Below are 19,527 nucleotides of genomic sequence, written 5' to 3'. Positions count from 1 at the left end.
GCGGCCTTACCCAGGCCGCCTCTCCCGGCAACCTCAAAATTTCCGCAAGGGCGGGCGACCTTTCAGGCCGCGCGCCTTGTGGTGTCTGCGTCACAGTAGCGTTTGAGTCGTAGCGGTCAAACCCAAAAAAGTTTTGACTAGCACAGCATATAGCTTTAAACCTTTCACAAATGCGACATGGATTTGCGACAGTTCGTCGTCAAATTTGTGAGCCCCTGTGTCGGTGTGTACAATGACCTCCCTTTTGCCCCCGCAAAGCTGGCGTACGTTCGGCGCGGCATGCAACTGGTTGAATTGAAAAGAAATTTGCCTCGATTAGAGGCAGCCTGGTGAGAAAGTGTCTATGAAAGCAGGTCTGTACCAACCAGATGAATTCAAGGATAACTGCGGTTTCGGCCTGATAGCCCATATGCAGGGCGAGCCCAGTCATACCCTTTTGCAAACGGCCATTGAGGCCCTGACCTGCATGACCCACCGCGGTGGGATCAACGCCGACGGCAAGACCGGTGACGGTTGTGGCTTGCTGATTCAAAAACCCGACGAGTTCCTGCGTGCCGTAGCCCAGGAAACGTTTGGCGTGACCCTGCCCAAGCAGTACGCCGTGGGCATGGTGTTCTTCAACCAGGACCCGGTGAAGGCCCAGGCGGCTCGCGAAAACATGAATCGCGAGATCCTGGCCGCCGGCCTGCAACTGGTTGGTTGGCGCAAAGTGCCGATCGACACCAGCGTCCTCGGCCGCCTGGCGCTCGAGCGCCTGCCGCAGATCGAACAGGTGTTCATCGCCGGCGAAGGCCTGAGCGACCAGGTCATGTCGATCAAGCTGTTCAGCTCCCGTCGTCGTTCGTCCGTGGCCAATGCCGCCGACACCGACCACTACATCTGCAGCTTTTCCCACAAGACCATCATCTACAAAGGCCTGATGATGCCGGCGGACCTCACCGCCTTCTATCCGGACCTGAGCGACGAGCGCCTGAAAACCGCGATCTGCGTGTTCCACCAGCGCTTCTCCACCAACACCCTGCCGAAATGGCCGCTGGCCCAGCCATTCCGCTTCCTCGCCCACAACGGCGAGATCAACACCATCACCGGCAACCGCAACTGGGCCGTGGCCCGTCGCACCAAGTTCGCCAACGACCTGATGCCGGACCTCGAAGAGCTCGGCCCGCTGGTCAACCGCGTGGGCTCGGACTCCTCGAGCATGGACAACATGCTGGAGCTGATGGTGACCGGTGGCATCGATCTGTTCCGTGGCGTGCGCATGCTGGTGCCGCCGGCGTGGCAGAACGTCGAGACCATGGACCCGGACCTGCGGGCCTTCTACGAATACAACTCCATGCACATGGAACCGTGGGATGGCCCGGCCGGTATCGTCATGACCGACGGTCGCTATGCTGTGTGCCTGCTGGACCGTAACGGTCTGCGTCCGGCGCGCTGGGTCACCACCACCAACGGTTTCATCACCTTGGCGTCGGAAATCGGCGTCTGGAACTACCAGCCCGAAGACGTCATCGCCAAGGGCCGTGTAGGTCCGGGCCAGATCTTTGCCGTGGACACCGAGACCGGCCAGATCCTCGACACCGACGCGATCGACAACCGCCTCAAGTCCCGTCATCCGTACAAGCAATGGCTGCGCAAGAATGCCCTGCGCATCCAGGCGACCATGGAAGACAACGACCACGGCTCGGCTTTCTATGACGTCGACCAGCTCAAGCAATACATGAAGATGTACCAGGTGACGTTCGAAGAGCGTGACCAGGTGCTGCGTCCGCTGGGCGAGCAGGGCTATGAAGCGGTCGGTTCCATGGGTGACGACACGCCGATGGCCGTGCTGTCGCAGCGTGTGCGCACGCCGTACGACTATTTCCGCCAGCAGTTCGCTCAGGTGACCAACCCGCCGATCGATCCGTTGCGCGAAGCGATCGTGATGTCCCTGGAAATCTGCCTCGGTGCCGAGCGCAACATTTTCCAGGAGTCGCCGGAACACGCCTCGCGGGTGATCCTCAGCTCGCCGGTCATTTCCCCGGCCAAGTGGCGTTCGTTGACCAACCTCGACCGTCCGGGCTTCGCGCGTCAGGTCATCGACCTGAACTACGACGAAAGCGTCGGCCTGGAAGCGGCGATCCGCAACGTGGCCGATCAGGCTGAAGAAGCCGCGCGCGCCGGGCGTACCCAGATCGTCCTCAGCGACCGCCACATCGCTCCGGGCAAGCTGCCGATCCACGCCTCGCTGGCCACCGGCGCGGTGCACCATCGCCTGACCGAAAAAGGCCTGCGCTGCGACTCCAACATCCTGGTGGAAACCGCCACCGCCCGCGATCCGCACCACTTCGCGGTGCTGATCGGTTTCGGTGCCTCGGCGGTGTATCCGTTCCTGGCCTATGAAGTGCTGGGCGACCTGATCCGCACCGGTGAAGTGCTGGGCGACCTCTATGAGGTGTTCAAGAACTACCGCAAGGGCATCACCAAGGGGCTGCTCAAGATCCTGTCGAAGATGGGCATCTCGACCATCGCCTCGTACCGTGGCGCGCAACTGTTCGAGGCCATCGGCCTGTCCGAAGAAGTCTGCGAGCTGAGCTTCCGTGGCGTGCCGAGCCGCATCAAGGGTGCGCGCTTCGTCGACATCGAAGCCGAGCAGAAAGCCCTGGCCGCCGAAGCCTGGAGCCCGCGCAAGCCGATCCAGCAGGGCGGCCTGCTGAAGTTCGTCCATGGCGGTGAATACCACGCCTACAACCCGGACGTGGTCAACACCTTGCAAGCGGCCGTGCAGCAGGGCGACTACAGCAAGTTCAAGGAATACACCTCGCTGGTGGACAACCGTCCGGTGTCGATGATCCGCGACCTGCTCAAGGTCAAGACTCTCGACACACCGCTGGACATCAGTGAAGTGGAGCCGCTGGAATCGGTGCTCAAGCGCTTCGATTCGGCCGGTATTTCCCTGGGCGCACTGTCCCCGGAAGCCCACGAAGCCCTGGCCGAAGCCATGAACCGCCTCGGTGCGCGTTCCAACTCCGGCGAAGGCGGTGAAGACCCGGCGCGCTACGGCACCATCAAGAGTTCGAAAATCAAGCAGGTGGCCACCGGCCGCTTCGGTGTGACGCCGGAATACCTGGTCAACGCTGAAGTGCTGCAGATCAAGGTCGCCCAGGGCGCCAAGCCCGGCGAAGGCGGCCAGTTGCCCGGTGGCAAGGTCAACGGCCTGATCGCCAAGCTGCGTTACGCGGTCCCTGGCGTGACCCTGATCTCGCCGCCGCCGCATCACGACATCTACTCGATCGAAGACTTGTCGCAACTGATCTTCGACCTCAAGCAGGTGAACCCCAAGGCGCTGGTCTCGGTGAAGCTGGTGGCGGAAGCTGGCGTCGGCACCATTGCGGCCGGCGTGGCCAAAGCCTATGCCGACCTGATCACCATTTCCGGCTACGACGGCGGCACCGGTGCATCGCCGCTGACGTCGATCAAGTACGCGGGCGCGCCGTGGGAGCTGGGCCTGGCCGAAACCCACCAGACCCTGCGCGGCAACGACTTGCGCGGCAAGGTCCGGGTACAGACCGACGGCGGCCTGAAAACCGGCCTGGACGTGATCAAGGCCGCCATCCTCGGCGCCGAGAGCTTCGGCTTCGGCACCGCGCCGATGATCGCCCTGGGTTGCAAATACCTGCGCATCTGCCACCTGAACAACTGCGCCACCGGCGTGGCGACCCAGAACGACAAGCTGCGCAAGGACCACTACATCGGTACCGTCGACATGGTGGTGAATTTCTTCACCTACGTGGCCGAAGAGACCCGTGAGTGGCTGGCGAAGCTGGGCGTGCGCTCCCTTGAAGAGCTGATCGGCCGTACCGATCTGCTGGACGTGATCGAGGGCCAGACCGCCAAGCAGCAGCACCTGGACCTGACCCCGTTGCTGGGCAGCGACCTCATCCCGGCGGACAAACCTCAGTTCTGCCAGGTCGACCGCAACCCGCCCTTCGACAAGGGTGAGCTGGCCGAGAAAATGGTCGACATGGCCGCTGCGGCGATCAACGACCTGAGCGGTGCCGAGTTCGAGCTGGACATCTGCAACTGCGACCGTTCCATCGGCGCGCGGATCTCCGGCGAAATCGCCCGCAAGCACGGCAACCAGGGCATGGCCAAGGCGCCGGTGACCTTCCGCTTCAAGGGCACCGCGGGCCAGAGCTTCGGCGTCTGGAACGCCGGTGGCCTGAACATGTACCTGGAAGGCGATGCCAACGACTACGTGGGCAAGGGCATGACCGGCGGCAAGCTGGTCATCGTTCCGCCCAAGGGCAGCGTCTACAAGACCCAGGACAGTGCCATCATCGGCAACACCTGCCTCTACGGCGCCACGGGCGGCAAGCTGTTCGCCGCCGGCACTGCGGGCGAGCGTTTTGCCGTGCGTAACTCCGGGGCCCACACTGTGGTGGAAGGCACCGGCGATCACTGCTGCGAGTACATGACCGGTGGTTTTGTCTGCGTGCTGGGCAAGACCGGTTATAACTTCGGCTCTGGCATGACCGGCGGTTTCGCCTACGTGCTAGACCAGGACAACACCTTCGTTGACCGGGTCAACCACGAACTGGTGGAAATCCAGCGGATCAGCGGCGAGGCGATGGAAGCCTATCGCAGCCACCTGCAAAACGTGCTGAATGAGTACGTCGCGGAAACCGACAGCGAGTGGGGTCGTGAACTCGCCGAGAACCTCGATGACTACTTGCGCCGTTTCTGGCTGGTCAAGCCCAAGGCTGCCAACCTGAAGTCGTTGCTTTCCAGCACTCGTGCCAACCCGCAGTGATATGCGCCTGAAGAGTTTGATGAGGTTTTAACAATGGCTGAACGTCTGAATAATGACTTCCAGTTCATCGATGTCGGGCGCAAGGATCCGAAGAAGAAACTGTTGCGTCAACGCAAGAAAGAGTTCGTGGAAATCTACGAGCCGTTCAAACCCCAGCAGTCGGCCGACCAGGCCCACCGCTGCCTGGGTTGTGGTAACCCGTACTGCGAATGGAAGTGCCCGGTGCACAACTTCATTCCCAACTGGCTGAAGCTGGTGGCCGAGGGCAACATCCTCCAGGCCGCCGAGCTGTCCCACCAGACCAACACCCTGCCGGAAGTCTGCGGCCGGGTGTGCCCGCAGGATCGCCTGTGTGAAGGTGCTTGCACCCTCAACGACGGTTTTGGCGCGGTGACCATCGGTTCGGTGGAGAAGTACATCACCGACACTGCGTTCGCCATGGGCTGGCGCCCGGACATGTCCAAGGTCAAGCCGACCGGCAAGCGCGTGGCGATCATCGGTGCCGGCCCGGCGGGCCTGGGCTGTGCCGACGTGCTGGTGCGGGGTGGCGTGACTCCGGTGGTGTTCGACAAGAACCCGGAAATCGGCGGCTTGCTGACCTTCGGCATCCCCGAGTTCAAGCTGGAAAAGACCGTGCTGAGCAATCGTCGCGAAGTCTTCACCGGCATGGGCATCGAGTTCCGCCTGAACACCGAGGTGGGCAAGGACGTGACCATGGAGCAACTGCTCGAAGAATACGATGCGGTCTTCATGGGCATGGGCACCTACACCTACATGAAGGGCGGCTTTGCCGGTGAGGACCTGCCGGGTGTGTACGACGCACTCGACTTCCTGATCGCCAACGTCAACCGCAACCTGGGCTTTGAAAAGTCGCCGGAAGATTTCGTCGACATGAAAGGCAAGAAGGTCGTGGTGCTCGGCGGTGGCGACACGGCGATGGACTGCAACCGCACGTCGATTCGCCAGGGCGCCAAGTCGGTGACCTGCGCCTACCGTCGCGACGAAGCGAACATGCCCGGCTCGCGCAAAGAGGTGAAGAACGCCAAGGAAGAAGGCGTGAAGTTCCTCTACAACCGCCAGCCGATCGCCATTGTCGGTGAAGACAAGGTCGAAGGCGTGAAGGTGGTCGAGACCCGTCTCGGCGAACCGGACGCCCGCGGCCGTCGTAGCCCCGAGCCGATCCCGGGTTCCGAAGAGATCATCCCGGCCGACGCCGTGGTCATCGCCTTCGGCTTCCGCCCGAGCCCGGCCCCGTGGTTCGAGCAGTTCAGCATCCAGACCGACAGCCAGGGCCGCGTCGTGGCCCCGGAGCAGGGCCAGTACAAGCACCAGACCAGCAACCCGAAGATCTTCGCCGGTGGCGACATGGTCCGGGGTTCCGACCTGGTGGTGACGGCGATCTTCGAAGGCCGTAATGCGGCGGAAGGGATTCTGGATTACCTGCAAGTCTGACCTCGATCCAGAGTTGCAATGCAATACCCCTGTGGGAGCGAGCTTTGTGGGAGCAAAGCTTGCTCGCGATTCAGCGCTTCGGTACCCAAGAGACCGCAGTGTTTTCATCGCGGGCAAGCCTTGCTCCCACAAAACTGCTCCCACAGTGGTTTTTGGTGTTGCCTGATACCGCGACAAATTGCCCCGATAGATAAAAGGCACGGCTCTTGCCGTGCCTTTTGCGTCGCGCTCTGAGAAAATGCCCGCACTTTTTTTCCGGATGCCGACATGACTGCCCTGAAGAACGACCGTTTCCTTCGCGCCCTGCTCAAGCAACCCGTGGACGTCACCCCCGTATGGATGATGCGCCAGGCCGGTCGCTATCTGCCGGAGTACCGCGCCAGCCGCGCCAAGGCCGGTGACTTCATGAGCCTGTGCATGAACCCGCAGTTCGCTTGCGAAGTCACGATGCAGCCGTTGGACCGTTATCCGCAGTTGGACGCGGCGATCCTGTTCTCCGACATCCTCACCATCCCCGACGCCATGGGCCAAGGCTTGTACTTCGAGACCGGCGAAGGCCCGCGCTTCAAGAAAGTCGTCAGCACCCTGGCCGACATCGAGGCCCTGCCGATTCCCGATCCGCAGAAGGATCTGGGCTACGTCATGGACGCGGTCAGTACCATTCGCCGTGAGCTCAACGGCCGCGTGCCACTGATCGGTTTCTCCGGCAGCCCGTGGACGCTCGCGACCTACATGGTCGAAGGCGGCTCGTCGAAGGACTTCCGCAAGACCAAGGCGATGCTCTACGACAACCCGCAAGCCATGCACCTGTTGCTGGACAAGTTGGCCCAGTCGGTCACGTCCTACCTCAACGGCCAGATCCTGGCTGGTGCGCAAGCGGTGCAGATCTTCGATACCTGGGGCGGCAACCTGTCGGCGGCGGCATACCAGGAATTTTCCCTGGCCTACATGCGCAAGATCGTCAGCGGCCTGATCCGCGAACACGAGGGGCGCAAGGTCCCGGTGATCCTGTTCACCAAGAACGGCGGCCTGTGGCTGGAAAGCATCGCCGAGGCCGGTGCCGACGCCTTGGGCCTGGACTGGACCTGCGACATTGGTAACGCCCGCCAGCGTGTCGGCCAGAAGGTCGCCCTGCAAGGCAACATGGACCCGACCGTGCTTTACGCCAAGCCCGAAGCCATCCGCGCTGAAGTCGGGCGCATCCTGGCCAGCTACGGCAGTGGCAGCGGCCACGTGTTCAACCTCGGCCATGGGATCACCCCGGAAGTCGACCCGGAACACGCCGGCGCCTTCCTGCGGGCGGTGCATGAGCTGTCGGCGCAATATCACGTCTGATTGCGGCCCTTGCCACCCAGCCTGTCCGGACCTGTGCCGGACGGGCTTTTTAATGTCCGCTCGTTTAATGATCCGATCTAAAACAGCCGATTGTTTCTTTCGGATGTGTTTGTTTGTCTTTGGTTGATTAGTTATTTCTGTTCGTAAGATGTTTCTCTAGTTATGTAGGGGAAATCGATTCAGAGATCATTCCTTCTATGTTGAGAGATTTATCCTACATAGAGAATGTTCGACTTTCTATAAGGTTCCTGGCACTTGAAAGGGCAAGCGTTGAGCGGTCTGGCGCACCTTTCAAGAGGGCGGTGATCCGTCTTTCATTTTTGATGACTAGTCTGGAACTTATATGAAAAATAACTTCAACAAGAGCAATGTATTAACGGGGTGTGCGTCCTCATTAGTTCTGTTGTCGGCCATGGCGGCATCGCAAAGTGTGCTGGCCCATGGCTTCGTCGAAGTGCCACCTTCTCGTGCACTGTTGTGTCAGAAAGGTGTCAACCTGAACTGCGGCGGCGCGCAATACGAACCGCAGAGTACCGGCGAAACCTTCAAGGGCTTTCCGAATGGAGCCGGCGGTGCGCCGCTGCAAGGTCCTATCGACGGTAAAATCCCCAGCGGCGGTAAAGCCAACTTTTCTGCGCTTGATGCACAGTCGGCCACGCGCTGGCATCTGACTGAAATCAATGACCGCAACATCACCTTTCAATGGAAATACTCCGCGGCGCACCCAGCGACAAAACACGAATACTTCATTACCCGCGATGGTTGGAATCCAAACGAAGTGCTCAAGCGTGCCTCGTTCGACAGCACGCCGTTCTGCACGGTGGATGGCGGTAGTCAAGTCCCGGTAGCAGGTGCCCCGCACAACTGCGTCATTCCCGACAGCAAGACGGGCCATCACGTCGTCCTCGCGGTCTGGACGGTTGCCGACACCGATAACGCCTTTTACAACCCAGTCGACGTAAACATCCTCGCCGAATCCGCATTGCCGGGCGGCTGGTCCCCGGTGGGCAGCATTGCGCCATCGACCCCATTGCTGGTGGGCGACAAGGTCAAGGCCCGGGCATTCTCCGCCACCGGCGAAAATGCCGAGTACAGCGTGGAAATCAGCATCGACAACGCTGAGGAAGGCAAGGCTGAAAACTGGTCGTTCAAACTGGCCGAGGCCCTCAACAGCGCCTATCCGCTCATTCGTGCCGGTATTCGTGACGAAAATGACAACATCACGCCAGTCAAGGGCGCCAACAGCCTGTATGCCCAGAAAGAAAGCGGTGTGACCCGCTATGAAGTGCAACTGGACATGCGCGAAGACGCCAACGCCAGCATGGAACTGTCCTCCCTGCAGCCAGAGTATGTACTCGACAAAGGCCGGGTCAGCATGGCGTTTACCGCGCAGACAAACCGCAGGATGAACCTCGAAGCCACGTTGTTCGATGAGAAGAACAAGCAGGTGGGTATCGTGCAGACCGTAGGTGAAGGCAATACCGGCCTGAGCCTGGACGTGCGCGGCGCCGCCCCTGGCGCGCACACCCTGACGCTGGTAGGCACCACCGAAGACGGCCGCACCACGCGCCAGCAGACCCAGACGGTCACCCTGACCGGTGAGGGCGTCGGCATCGAGTACGACTTCGTGTTCCCTGAAGGCGTCAGCGACTACACCGCCGGCACGAAAGTGCTGCAGCCCAAGACTGACGAAGTCTTCGAATGCAAGCCGTTCCCTGCGTCTGGCTACTGCAAGCAGTACAGCCCGACGTCGAACGGTTTCGAGCCGGGTGTCGGTGCCTCCTGGACTGAAGCTTGGAACAAGCTGTAAGTCCTGACAGGCATGGCCCCAGGCGATCCATTGGCTTGCCTGGGGCCTTCAGACGAGAACGCAGTGATGTCTATTCATTACTCCAGGCGACGGGTGCTGCTGCACTGGGTGTCGGCGGTCATTATTTTATGGGCGTTGGCGTCCGGTTTTTATGTGGCGTTCAACCCGGTGTCAGCTTCGACCGAACAGTGGGTCGGCTCACTCAATGTGTCGCTGACCACGCTGTTCATTCCGTTTTTCGTATGGCGGGCCTGGCTGTTCGTTTGCGAGCTGGAGCCCCGTGGGGCGGCGCTTACATTGAACAAAAGGCTGGCCTTGGCGGTGCATACGCTGATCTACCTAGTCATCGGCGTCGTGCTGGTGAGCGGCGTGCTGATGATGAAAAGCGCCATCAGTGTCTTCGGCCTCGTTCGATTCCCCCAGCCCTTGGCTGAACCGGTGTTGATCGAACTGGCCAACACCGTCCACACCTTGTCTTGCGTGGTGCTTGCGATGCTGGTCGCGCTGCATCTGTGCGCGGTGCTCTGGCATGAGTTTTCAGGACGCCGGGTGGTGCGGCGGATGTCCTTCGCCAAGCCTGCAAGCATGCGTCAGAGAGCGCAAAGGTGAGCCGCTCGTTTCGGGTCGGCAGCCGTTTGCCGACGCTGGTCTTGGCGCTCGTTCCGCTGCTCTACGGAGTATTCCTGGCCGGGCAAGAGTGGCGTTTTCGCCAGGCATTGGGCCGTGACGTGCCGGTGGTGGCCGACTCACCGGTGGCGCCGGCTCGCGACGTGCCCAATGTCCAAGCGGTGGCGACCGTGCTCGGTCTGACGCCCGCAGGAGCCCAGGCACCGAGCGCCGAACCCATTACGTTGCAAGCCAGTTTTGTCGCCGACCAAGGTCTGTCGCGGGCCTTGCTGGCGGACGCCGCCGGCCCGCGCATTTACCAGGTGGGCGAGCGCTTGCCCGGTGGCAGCGTGCTACGCCGGGTCGAGGCCAGCCATGTGACGTTGTGGCGCAATGGACGTGAGGAGCGGTTGGCCCTGCAACCCGCAGCCAAGCCGTTGTTGCGCCGGTTGGGCCTCGAAGACGGGCGCCATGCCGCGCTTCATTCCTCGCAATACCTACGCCCGGTGGCCGGGCAATCAGAGTGATCGAATTCATGAACAGCTTTATCCGGGGCCGTGTTTCGCGCGTCCTGTTCTGCCTCGCCGCGTCGTGCCCGCTGATGCTCTCCGGTTCGCTGCAAGCCGAGGAGACCCAATGGCAACTGGCGATGAACAACGCGGAACTGCGCGACGTGGTCGAGGAGTTCTCCGCGATCCTGGGCAAGACCGTGGTGCTCGATCCCCGGGTGTCGGGGCGCATCACCGTCATGTCCCGTGAGGCGCTGGACCGCGAAGGCGTGCGGCGGTTGTTCTATTCGGTACTCGATGCGCATAACTTCACCGTGATCGACGAGGGCGAGCGGATCTTGATCACGCCGGTCAGCGATGCGAAGACGCGCGCCGGTATCGCCGACGAACACAGCGCCACCCCGTCGCAGTTCGTCACCCGGGTGCTCGACCTGCAATCGAGTATCGCGGCCGATGTCGCCGGGTTGGTCCGGCCCCTGGTGTCGGCCAATGGTTACGTCGGCCCTTCGGTATCGTCCAATGCCTTGGTGGTTACCGACACCGCCGCCAATGTCCAGCGCATCGCCGGGGTGGTGCAGCAGCTGGACTCAGTGCGTAACCGCAATCATGTGGTAGTGCGCTTGCAGCACGCCTTGGCCGGGGACATCGCGCCGCTGATGGAAGCCTCCGGCGGTAAGCGCGAGGGGGATACGGCGGGTGTGGTGATCGCCGATGCCCGCAGCAATCGGCTGGTGATCATTGGCGCCCCGGCGGTACGCCAGCGCCTGGTCGATCTGGCACGGAGCCTGGATGTCCCGGCCGCCGCCTCCCAGGACAACGCCCGGGTCATCCGCCTGCGCCATAGCGATGCCAAGCAACTGGCGGAGGTGCTGGAGGCAGTCGGGCAGGACAAGAAAACCACGCCGGCCCTGGCTGGCCTGCGGGAAAGTGCCAGCGCCAGCCCATTCATGATCAAGGCCGATGAAAGTCAGAACGCCTTGGTCTTGATCGCCGAACCGGCCCAGGTCCGCACCATTGAAAACATCGTCCGCGAACTGGACCAGCCCCGGGCCCAGGTGCTCATTCATGCGGCCATCGTCGAGGTCACCGGGGACATCTCCGAAGCGCTGGGGGTGCAGTGGGGGCTCAAGAGTGGCAGCGCGACAGGGGCCGTCAACTTTCCGGGAACCGACTTCCCGATCATCGGGTTGGACCTCGACAAGCTGGATAAAAAGACCGAAGGCGCCTTCCTGCGGCTGGGCGGCGATCGCTTCAGTGCGCTGGTCTCCGCGCTGGCGAGCGATACCCACAGCAACCTGCTGTCCACCCCCAGCCTGCTGACCCTGGATAACCAGGAAGCGGAAATCATCGTGGGCCAGAACGTCCCGTTCAAGACGGGTTCCTACGCCACCAGCGGCAACGGCGCGGATAATCCGTTCACCACCGTGGAGCGCAAGGACGTCGGCATCAGCCTCAAGGTCAAGCCCTACATCAACGAAGGCTCGACCTTGCGCCTGGAAGTCGAGCAAGAGGTTTCGGACATCGCGCCGTCGGTCTCCGGTGTGGATTCCTCCGACCTGATCACCAACAAGCGCGCCTTGAAGAGCACGATCCTGGCAGACGATGGCGAAATCATCGTGATCGGCGGCCTGATCCGCGACAGTGTCCGCACCCAGCAAAGCGGCGTGCCGCTGCTGCGCAGCATTCCGTACCTGGGCGCGTTGTTTCGTTGGAACCGCGATATCCAGACCAAAAGCAACCTGATGGTGTTCCTGCGTCCGACCATCGTGCGCAGCAATGAAGACCTGGCCGAGGTCAGCCGCCAGCGCTACGACGCGCTCCGGGAGCTGAGCAAACCCGGCTCGCGGAAAAACAATTCGCTGCTGTTGCCCCGGGATGCCCGCCAGTTGTTCGAGTCATCCACGGATGCATCGACGACCGATCCGCAGCAGCGTTCGGGTGCCCTGTGACTGACCCGCAGACCCCATTGCCGTTTGGTTTCGCCAGGCGCCTGGGCGTGCTTCTGGAAGGTGTTGGGCCAACCTTGAGTCTGGTCATACGGCGCGATACGCCGCTGACGGCCGTGGCCGAAGTGCGGCGCCTGTGTGGGCGGGACTTGCCGATCCAGGTGTTGGAACCAGCGCCGTTCGCTGCGCGCCTGGCCAGTGTCTATCGCCAGGGCCAGAGCGCCGCCGAACAGGTGGCCCAAGGCTTGGACGAGGAGTTGGACCTGCTCAGCCTGGCCGACCAGATGCCGCAGACCACCGACCTGCTGGAACAGCAGGGCGATGCGCCGATCATTCGTCTGATCAATGCCCTGCTCAGCGAGGCGGTCCGCGAACATGCCTCGGACGTGCACCTGGAAACGTTCGAGCAATACCTGTCGGTGCGCATGCGCATCGACGGTCAGTTGCAGGAAATGCTCCGTCCGCGCCGGGAATTGGCGAACCTGCTGGTGTCGCGGATCAAGGTCATGGCGCGCCTGGACATCGCCGAAAAACGCGTGCCCCAGGACGGCCGGATGGCGTTGCGCCTGGCCGGCCACGAGGTCGATGTGCGGGTCTCGACCCTGCCGTCGGCCCATGGCGAGCGGGTGGTGTTGCGCCTGCTCGACAAGCAGGCCGGGCGCCTGGATCTGCAACGCCTGGGCCTGCCCGACGACACCCTGGCGAGCCTGCGCCAGTTGCTCGGCAAGCCCCACGGCATCGTGTTGGTGACAGGGCCCACGGGGTCGGGGAAAACCACCAGCCTGTACGCGGCGTTGAGCAGTATCAATGACCAGAGCCGCAACATCCTCACTGTCGAAGACCCCATCGAATATCACTTGCCGGGCATCGGCCAGATGCCGGTCAACCCGAAAGTCGACATGACCTTCGCCCGCGGTTTGCGGGCCATTTTGCGCCAGGACCCGGACGTGGTGATGGTCGGCGAAATACGCGACCGCGAAACCGCCGAAATCGCCGTCCAGGCGTCGCTGACCGGGCACTTGGTGCTGTCGACCCTGCACACCAACACCGCCGTCGGCGCGGTCACGCGGCTGGTGGACATGGGCGTGGATGCCTATCTGCTGGCGTCATCCCTGGCCGGCATCGTCGCCCAGCGTTTGTTGCGCCGTTTGTGCCCGTCCTGCAAGACGCCGTATGTGGCCGACGCCGCCACCTGCCGGCGCTTGGGCCTCGACGCCGCGGCCGCCCCCCGGTTGTTCAAGGCCCAGGGCTGCGAACAATGCCAGAAAGGCTATCGCGGACGCTTCGGCATCTATGAGCTGGTGAGTGTCAGCGCTGCCCTGTCGCAGCTGATTCACCAGGGCGCCACCGAGCAGGCGCTGGCCGCGGAGGCGCGCAAAACCTCCCGCAGCCTGTTCCAGGACGGTCGTCAACGAGTGCTGGAAGGCCTGACCAGTGTCGATGAACTGCTGCGCATCACCCAGGAGGATTAGCGCCATGCCGACCTTCGACTATCGGGCCGAAGACCTCCAGGGTCGACGCTGCAAGGGCCGCGTGGAGGCCGATAGCCCCCGCCATGCTCGGCAATTGCTGCGCGAGCGCGGCTTGCTGCCCAGCGAACTGGCTGAAGCCAGGGAACCGCGAACCCTGGGTGGGCGCCAGGCTGGGGGGCGTTTGAGCCCGGCGGATCTGGCATTGCTGACGTTGCAACTGTCCACCCTGATCCAGGCCGGCCTGCCCCTTGAGGAATCGCTGGGGGCGGTGGCGCAACAGAGCCAGAAGCGCCGTGTTGCCCACCTGCTGGCGGCGGTGCGCAGCCGGGTGATGGAGGGCCACGCGCTGGCGACGGCACTGAAGGACTTTCCCCAGGCGTTCCCCGAGCTGTTCTGCGCCACGGTCGCGGCGGGTGAGCAATCCGGTCACCTGGGGCAGGTGTTGGAACAGCTGGCGAGCTACACCCAGGCGCGCCAGGCCTCGCGCCAGCGCATTCAATTGGCGTTGGTGTACCCACTGATCCTGATGCTGGCCTGCGTCGCGATTGTCGCCTTCCTGCTGGGCTACGTGGTGCCGGACGTGGTGAAGATTTTCATCGACAGCGGTCAGCCGTTGCCCTGGCTGACCCAGGCGCTGATCGCTGTGAGCGATGGCTTGCGCCGCCATGGCCTGCTGCTGCTCGGTGCCCTGGCCGGGCTGTTCGGGCTGTGGCGCTGGAGCCTGCGCCAACCGGCCTGGCGCCTGCGCTGGCACCGTTTGCTGCTGCGGCTGCCGCTGCTGGGCGAAGTGCTGCGGGCGATGGAAGCGGCGCGATTCGCCAGCACCTTGGCGATCCTGAGCAAAAGCGCGGTGCCCCTGGTGGACGCCCTGCACATCGCCGCGCAGGTGATCGGCAACCTGACGATCCGCGCCCGCATGGCCGACGTCGCCCGTTCGGTCCGCGAGGGCGGAACCCTGACCCGTGGCCTGGAGCAGGGCGGTGATATCCCGCCGCTGATGCTGCACATGATCGCCAGCGGCGAACGGGTCGGCGAACTCGAAAACATGTTGGCCCGGGCCGCCGAACAACAAGAAACCAGCCTCGCGGCGCGCATCGCGCTGGTGGTGAGCCTTTTCGAACCGGCCATGTTGGTGCTGATGGGCGGCGTCGTGCTGCTGATCGTCATGGCCATCCTCCTACCGATCTTGAGCCTCAACCAATTGGTGAATTGACCGATGAAACTCCAAAGCAACCGACCTGCACGCCATCAACAACGCGGCTTTACTCTGATTGAAATCATGGTGGTGGTGGTCATCATTGGCGTGCTGGGCGCCATCGTGGTGCCGCAGTTCATGAGCCGACCCGACCAGGCCAAGGTCACGGCCGCCCGCACCGATCTCCAGGCGATCGCCACGGCCCTGGAAATGTACCGCCTCGACAACTTCCAGTACCCCTCGACCCAACAAGGCCTGGAGGCGTTGAGTAAGCGCCCGTCCGGTACCCCCGCAGCCAGGAACTGGAACCCCCAGGGTTATCTGAAAAGCTTGCCAGTCGACCCTTGGGGCACGCCCTACCAGTATCTCAATCCCGGGCACAAATCCGTCGATGGCAGCTATGACCTCTACTCCCTGGGCGCCGACGGCGTGTTGGGTGGTGAAGGGATGGCGGCCGACATCGGCAATTGGGCCGAGTGAACATGCAGCGTCGTTGCCGGGGCTTCACTTTGCTGGAGCTGATGGTCGTCATCGTCTTGATCGGCGTCCTGGCGGGCATGGTCCGCTTCGCCACGGGGCCGAGCCCGGCGCGTGAGGCGCGACAGCAGGCCCGGGACTTCGTCGCGGTGGTGCAGCAGTTGCGCGAACGGGCGGTGTTGGACGGGCAGGAATACGGTGTGCGCGTGCAGCCTGACGGTTATCAGGCGTTGCGGCTCGAAGCCCAGGACTGGACGGCGGTGTCGGCGTCGCATCGATTGCCCAAGGGGTTGACGCTTGGCTTGGAGCAGGACGGTCATGTCCTGCGCCTCGACCACGTTCAAGGCCCCCCCCAGTTGCTGATACTCAGCAGTGACGAGACTAGCCCGTTCAGGCTGCTCATCAACGTCGCTGGGCAGACGATTGCCCGGGTGTCGAGCGATGGTCTGGCGGAGCCGCTGATCGATGAGTAACGCGCGCAGGCAGGCCGCTGGTTGCCGGGGTTTCACGCTGTTGGAAGTCATGATTGCCCTGGCGATTTTCGCGACGCTGGCGGCGGCCGTGCTTTCGGCCAGCCAGTTCGTGCTCAAGCAAAGCGCGGGGCTTGAGGATCGTCTGTTCGGCGCCTGGCTGGCGGACAATCAACTGAGCGAACTGCGCCTGCAAGCCCTCACGCCGCCCGGGCAACAGCGACTGAGCCGACACCTGGATCGCCGCGATTGGGTCTTGCAACAGCGCATCGCCCCGGCCCGTGATGGGCGCCTCTTGCAAGTCGAGATCCAGGTCAGCCGCGTCGACAGCGCGACCGCCGCGCACCGCACCATCGGGTGGATCCGCAACCGCCATGAATAAGCAATCGGGTTTCACTTTGTTGGAGCTGGTCATCGCCATCGCCATTTTTGCCTTGCTCGGCCTGGCCAGTTGGCGGTTGTTCGATGGGGTCGTGCGGACCCAGCAGGGAGCCGGTCAGCATGAACGCGACATCAGGGCCTTGCAGCGTGCTGTCGGCGTGATCGAACGAGATGTGTGGCAGGCGGTTGTCGACTCGGTCGTGCTCGCCCCCGGGCATTTGCAGTTGCAGCGCAGTCATTGGCGCAACCCGCTGGACCAGCCTCGCAGCGAACGGCAAACGGTGAGCTATCGACTCAAGGCCGGCGTGTTATGGCGCGAGAGTGTCGGCGAAGGCATGACGCTTGTGCAGCGGCAGAAATTGCTCGACGACGTCCATTCCCTGAGCTGGCGCGTGTTCGACCGGCAACGGGGCTGGCACCGCGAAACCGCGAGCGGCACCGCGCCGCTGGCGTTGGAGTTGATCGTGTCGGCGGGGCGTTTCGAACAAATCCGTCGAGTGCTGCTGTTGCCGGAGGCGTTGCCATGAAGCGCCAACGCGGCGTGGCGTTGATCAGCGTGCTGCTGGTGCTGAGCCTGGCCTTGCTGCTGGTCGGTGGCCTGTTGCGCAGTCATCGCCTGTTGTTGCACAGCAGCGCGCAGCAACTGCAACAGGTCCAGTTGCGGCAATTGGGATTGGCTGGGGAAGACTGGGCGCGGGTGGTGTTGGAAAACAGTGGGATAACGCCGTCCGGGCCCGTTGACCTGAGCCAGGATTGGGCCCGGCTCGAACCCGTGTTGGAAGTGGATGGTGCCGAGCTGCACATCGGTATCGAGGATTTGTCCGGGCGCCTGAATCTCAACGGGCTGCTGGCCCTGGGTCAAATCGACCAGGTTACCCTCGGTCGCTGGACCCGCCTGCTGGCCCTGCTGGATCTGCCGCCGATGGTGTTGCCCCAGGTGGGGCCGGTGCAGGAGTTGAGTCAGCTGCGCCTGTTACCGGGCATCGACGGCCAGACGTTGCGGCGCCTGGAGCCTTGGGTGGTGTTGCTGCCCAAGGATGCGCGGCTGAACGTCAATACCGCTCCACAGCGCGTGCTGATGACCCTCGATGGCATGGAAGCCGGGCCTGCCCAGGCGTTGGTCAACCAGCGTCGCCACGCGCCCTATGCCAGCGCGCAGGCGTTTACCAACGACCCGTTGCTGTCCGGCGTGGGCCTCAACAGCCATGGGCTGGGGGTGGGCAGTCGCTGGTTTCGCATCACCGTGAGCGTGATTCATGCCGACAGCCGTCTGCGCCTGGCCTCGGATATCGAGCGTGATTCTGTCAGTGGACGCTGGACGGTTCGTCAGCGACGTTTCTTACCCTTCAGCCCCAGTGAGCTTCCTTGATGAAAACCTGGCTTTACCTGACAGCCGAGGGCCTGGCCGCGTCTTGCGCCAACTGGCCATGCTGCGTGTGGTCGCCCACCGGCGAGCGTCGTCGCTTGCCGTTGCATGAGGCGGCCGGCGAGTTGAGCGGACGGCCCGTCGATGTGCTGTTGCCGATGGAAATGTGCAGTTGGTTGCGCAGCGATCCGTGGCCCTCTCGACGCCAGCCCCGGCCCCAGGCCCTGGCATTCGCCATCGAAGAACAACTGAGTGAAAACCTGGAGGCGCTGCACATCGGCATCGGCCCGCGGGACCGTCAGCACCGCTATCCGCTGATGGTGACGGAGCGGGCGCGGTTCCAGGCACTGTTGGCGTTGCTGGCCGAGCATGGCATCGATACGCGGGCGGTGCATGTCGATGCCGACCTGCTTGCTGAGGACCAGGCATTGGGCGTGCGCTGGTTCGGGCGTTGGTTGTTGGGTGGAGGGTTGCCTGCGCGGGTGGCGTTGTCGGCGCGGGCCTTGACGGCGCTGAAGCCCGGTTTGCCCGAGGACATTCACTGGCTGGACGAAGAGCGCGATTGCCTGGGTATCGATGAATGGCTGCTGAACGCGGATGGGCGTCCCATCGACCTGTTGCAAGGGGAGTTCCGGCGACGCCGCCGACCGTTGCCATGGCGTGGCGTTTCGGCGGTGGCACTGGGCATGTTGCTGCTCACCTGGGTCTTCAGCGAAGCCCGTGTGCGTTTTCTTGAAAGCGAAACCCGGCGTTTGTATGCCCAGAGTGAGCAGCGGTTCAGGTCGCTGTATCCCGGGCAGGAGCGGATCGTCGACCTGGCGGCGCAGTTCCAGGCATTGCAGAGTCGGCGCGGGCAAAGCCACGACACCCAGGTCGCGCGTCTGACCCGTCTGACCGAGCAGGTCATTGGTGCCAGCAATGTCGAGGTGCAGCGCATCGATTTTCGCGAAGGCGAAGGTTGGAAAATCCAGCTGACGGCGAACAGTTTCGTCGAGCTTGAACAGTTGCGTGAGCGCGGGCAGCAAAACGGATTGCCCGTCACCCTGGGCAGCGCCAGTAAGCAGAGCAACCGCGTGCAGGCCATCCTCACACTGGAGAACAGTTGATGAACGTTAGTGGATGGCGGGTCTTGAAACAGACTTGGGGAAGCCTGTCGCGCCGAGAACAAGGGATGTTGCTGGGGCTTGCCGGGGCGTTGTCGGTGGCGCTGGCCTACACGGTGATTTGGCAACCAACCCGGCAGCGGTTGGAGGTTGCCGAACGACAGCATCGTCAGCAGGTTGAACTGAGTGCCCGGATCCAGCGCGCGGAACCTACCCGGGATATGACTGCCGCCACAGGGCCCTTGTCGGTGCGCGTCAATGAAAGTGCGACAGCGGCGGGGTTGGACATGGCTGAAATGGAGGTCGACGGCGACTCGTTGCGACTCGCCGTCAGTGGTGATGCGAGTGCGTTGCTTCGTTGGTTGGATCAACAAGAGCGAGAGGGCGCGGTGCTGCGGTCGCTGACGCTGGAAGTGGAGAATGGTGTGTTGGGCGCGCGGGCGGTTTTGCGTCAATGACACGCAGCGGTTTTGACCAGGGAATGAGAGGCCTTTGTGGGATGGTGGGAGTGTGTCAGCGACATGCTTCCCCAGAGGGCACACAGGGTCTTGGGGTGCACAGGCCTCTGTGGCGAGGGAGCTTGCTCCCGCTCGGCTGCGCAGCAGTCGTAAAT

General features: G+C 62.9%; 16 protein-coding genes. All 16 read left to right on the top strand.

Annotated features, from left to right (window positions below; all coding sequences use genetic code 11):
- Positions 1 to 343: 343 nt before the first annotated feature.
- The 16 genes from gltB (at position 344) to gspM (ending at position 19,372) form a co-directional block, all read left to right on the top strand.
- The gene (gltB, locus tag AB4N80_RS02985; protein WP_122565308.1) at positions 344 to 4,792 is read left to right on the top strand and encodes a glutamate synthase large subunit; all 4,449 of its coding nucleotides are present in this window, start codon (positions 344 to 346) and stop codon (positions 4,790 to 4,792) included.
- 33 nt (positions 4,793 to 4,825) lie between these two features.
- Complete coding sequence (locus AB4N80_RS02980; RefSeq protein ID WP_003196992.1) at positions 4,826 to 6,244, top strand: FAD-dependent oxidoreductase; 1,419 nt, start codon at positions 4,826 to 4,828, stop codon at positions 6,242 to 6,244.
- Positions 6,245 to 6,511: 267 nt separating this feature from the next.
- Complete coding sequence (gene hemE, locus AB4N80_RS02975) at positions 6,512 to 7,579, top strand: uroporphyrinogen decarboxylase (RefSeq protein WP_305482429.1); 1,068 nt, start codon at positions 6,512 to 6,514, stop codon at positions 7,577 to 7,579.
- 343 nt (positions 7,580 to 7,922) lie between these two features.
- Positions 7,923 to 9,389 (top strand): N-acetylglucosamine-binding protein GbpA, encoded by a 1,467-nt coding sequence (gbpA, locus tag AB4N80_RS02970; protein ID WP_122565310.1) that lies wholly within the window; start codon positions 7,923 to 7,925, stop codon positions 9,387 to 9,389.
- Positions 9,390 to 9,455: 66 nt separating this feature from the next.
- Positions 9,456 to 9,998, top strand: a complete 543-nt coding sequence (locus AB4N80_RS02965; RefSeq protein WP_122565311.1) for a cytochrome b — start codon at positions 9,456 to 9,458, stop codon at positions 9,996 to 9,998.
- Positions 9,995 to 10,522: a type II secretion system protein N gene (locus AB4N80_RS02960; RefSeq protein ID WP_122565312.1), complete on the top strand. Its 528-nt coding sequence runs from the start codon at positions 9,995 to 9,997 to the stop codon at positions 10,520 to 10,522. The genes AB4N80_RS02965 and AB4N80_RS02960 overlap by 4 nt, the downstream gene beginning before the upstream one ends.
- Positions 10,523 to 10,530: 8 nt before the next feature.
- Positions 10,531 to 12,453: a type II secretion system secretin GspD gene (gene gspD / locus AB4N80_RS02955; RefSeq protein WP_205929585.1), complete on the top strand. Its 1,923-nt coding sequence runs from the start codon at positions 10,531 to 10,533 to the stop codon at positions 12,451 to 12,453.
- The gene (gene gspE, locus AB4N80_RS02950; RefSeq protein WP_122565314.1) at positions 12,450 to 13,922 is read left to right on the top strand and encodes a type II secretion system ATPase GspE; all 1,473 of its coding nucleotides are present in this window, start codon (positions 12,450 to 12,452) and stop codon (positions 13,920 to 13,922) included. The genes gspD and gspE overlap by 4 nt, the downstream gene beginning before the upstream one ends.
- A 4-nt stretch (positions 13,923 to 13,926) precedes the next feature.
- Entirely contained in the window at positions 13,927 to 15,135 is a 1,209-nt protein-coding gene (gene gspF, locus AB4N80_RS02945; protein WP_354338189.1) for a type II secretion system inner membrane protein GspF, read from the top strand.
- 3 nt (positions 15,136 to 15,138) lie between these two features.
- Positions 15,139 to 15,597, top strand: a complete 459-nt coding sequence (gene gspG, locus AB4N80_RS02940) for a type II secretion system major pseudopilin GspG (RefSeq protein WP_122565316.1) — start codon at positions 15,139 to 15,141, stop codon at positions 15,595 to 15,597.
- Between the two features lie 2 nt (positions 15,598 to 15,599).
- Positions 15,600 to 16,067: a type II secretion system minor pseudopilin GspH gene (gspH, locus tag AB4N80_RS02935; protein ID WP_122565317.1), complete on the top strand. Its 468-nt coding sequence runs from the start codon at positions 15,600 to 15,602 to the stop codon at positions 16,065 to 16,067.
- The gene (gspI, locus tag AB4N80_RS02930) at positions 16,060 to 16,446 is read left to right on the top strand and encodes a type II secretion system minor pseudopilin GspI (RefSeq protein WP_122565318.1); all 387 of its coding nucleotides are present in this window, start codon (positions 16,060 to 16,062) and stop codon (positions 16,444 to 16,446) included. Before gspH ends, gspI begins: the two co-directional genes overlap by 8 nt.
- Complete coding sequence (locus tag AB4N80_RS02925) at positions 16,439 to 16,972, top strand: type II secretion system protein GspJ (protein WP_122565319.1); 534 nt, start codon at positions 16,439 to 16,441, stop codon at positions 16,970 to 16,972. The genes gspI and AB4N80_RS02925 overlap by 8 nt, the downstream gene beginning before the upstream one ends.
- Positions 16,969 to 17,814 (top strand): type II secretion system protein GspK, encoded by an 846-nt coding sequence (locus AB4N80_RS02920; protein WP_122565320.1) that lies wholly within the window; start codon positions 16,969 to 16,971, stop codon positions 17,812 to 17,814. The genes AB4N80_RS02925 and AB4N80_RS02920 overlap by 4 nt, the downstream gene beginning before the upstream one ends.
- Positions 17,814 to 18,917, top strand: a complete 1,104-nt coding sequence (gene gspL / locus AB4N80_RS02915; RefSeq protein WP_122565321.1) for a type II secretion system protein GspL — start codon at positions 17,814 to 17,816, stop codon at positions 18,915 to 18,917. The genes AB4N80_RS02920 and gspL overlap by 1 nt, the downstream gene beginning before the upstream one ends.
- Complete coding sequence (gene gspM / locus AB4N80_RS02910) at positions 18,917 to 19,372, top strand: type II secretion system protein GspM (protein ID WP_122565322.1); 456 nt, start codon at positions 18,917 to 18,919, stop codon at positions 19,370 to 19,372. The genes gspL and gspM overlap by 1 nt, the downstream gene beginning before the upstream one ends.
- Positions 19,373 to 19,527 lie beyond the last annotated feature (155 nt).

Source organism: Pseudomonas sp. H3_A02, assembly GCF_054671965.1.
The sequence above is the reverse complement of the archived record's forward strand: the minus strand, read 5'-3'. Positions and strand labels throughout refer to the sequence as shown.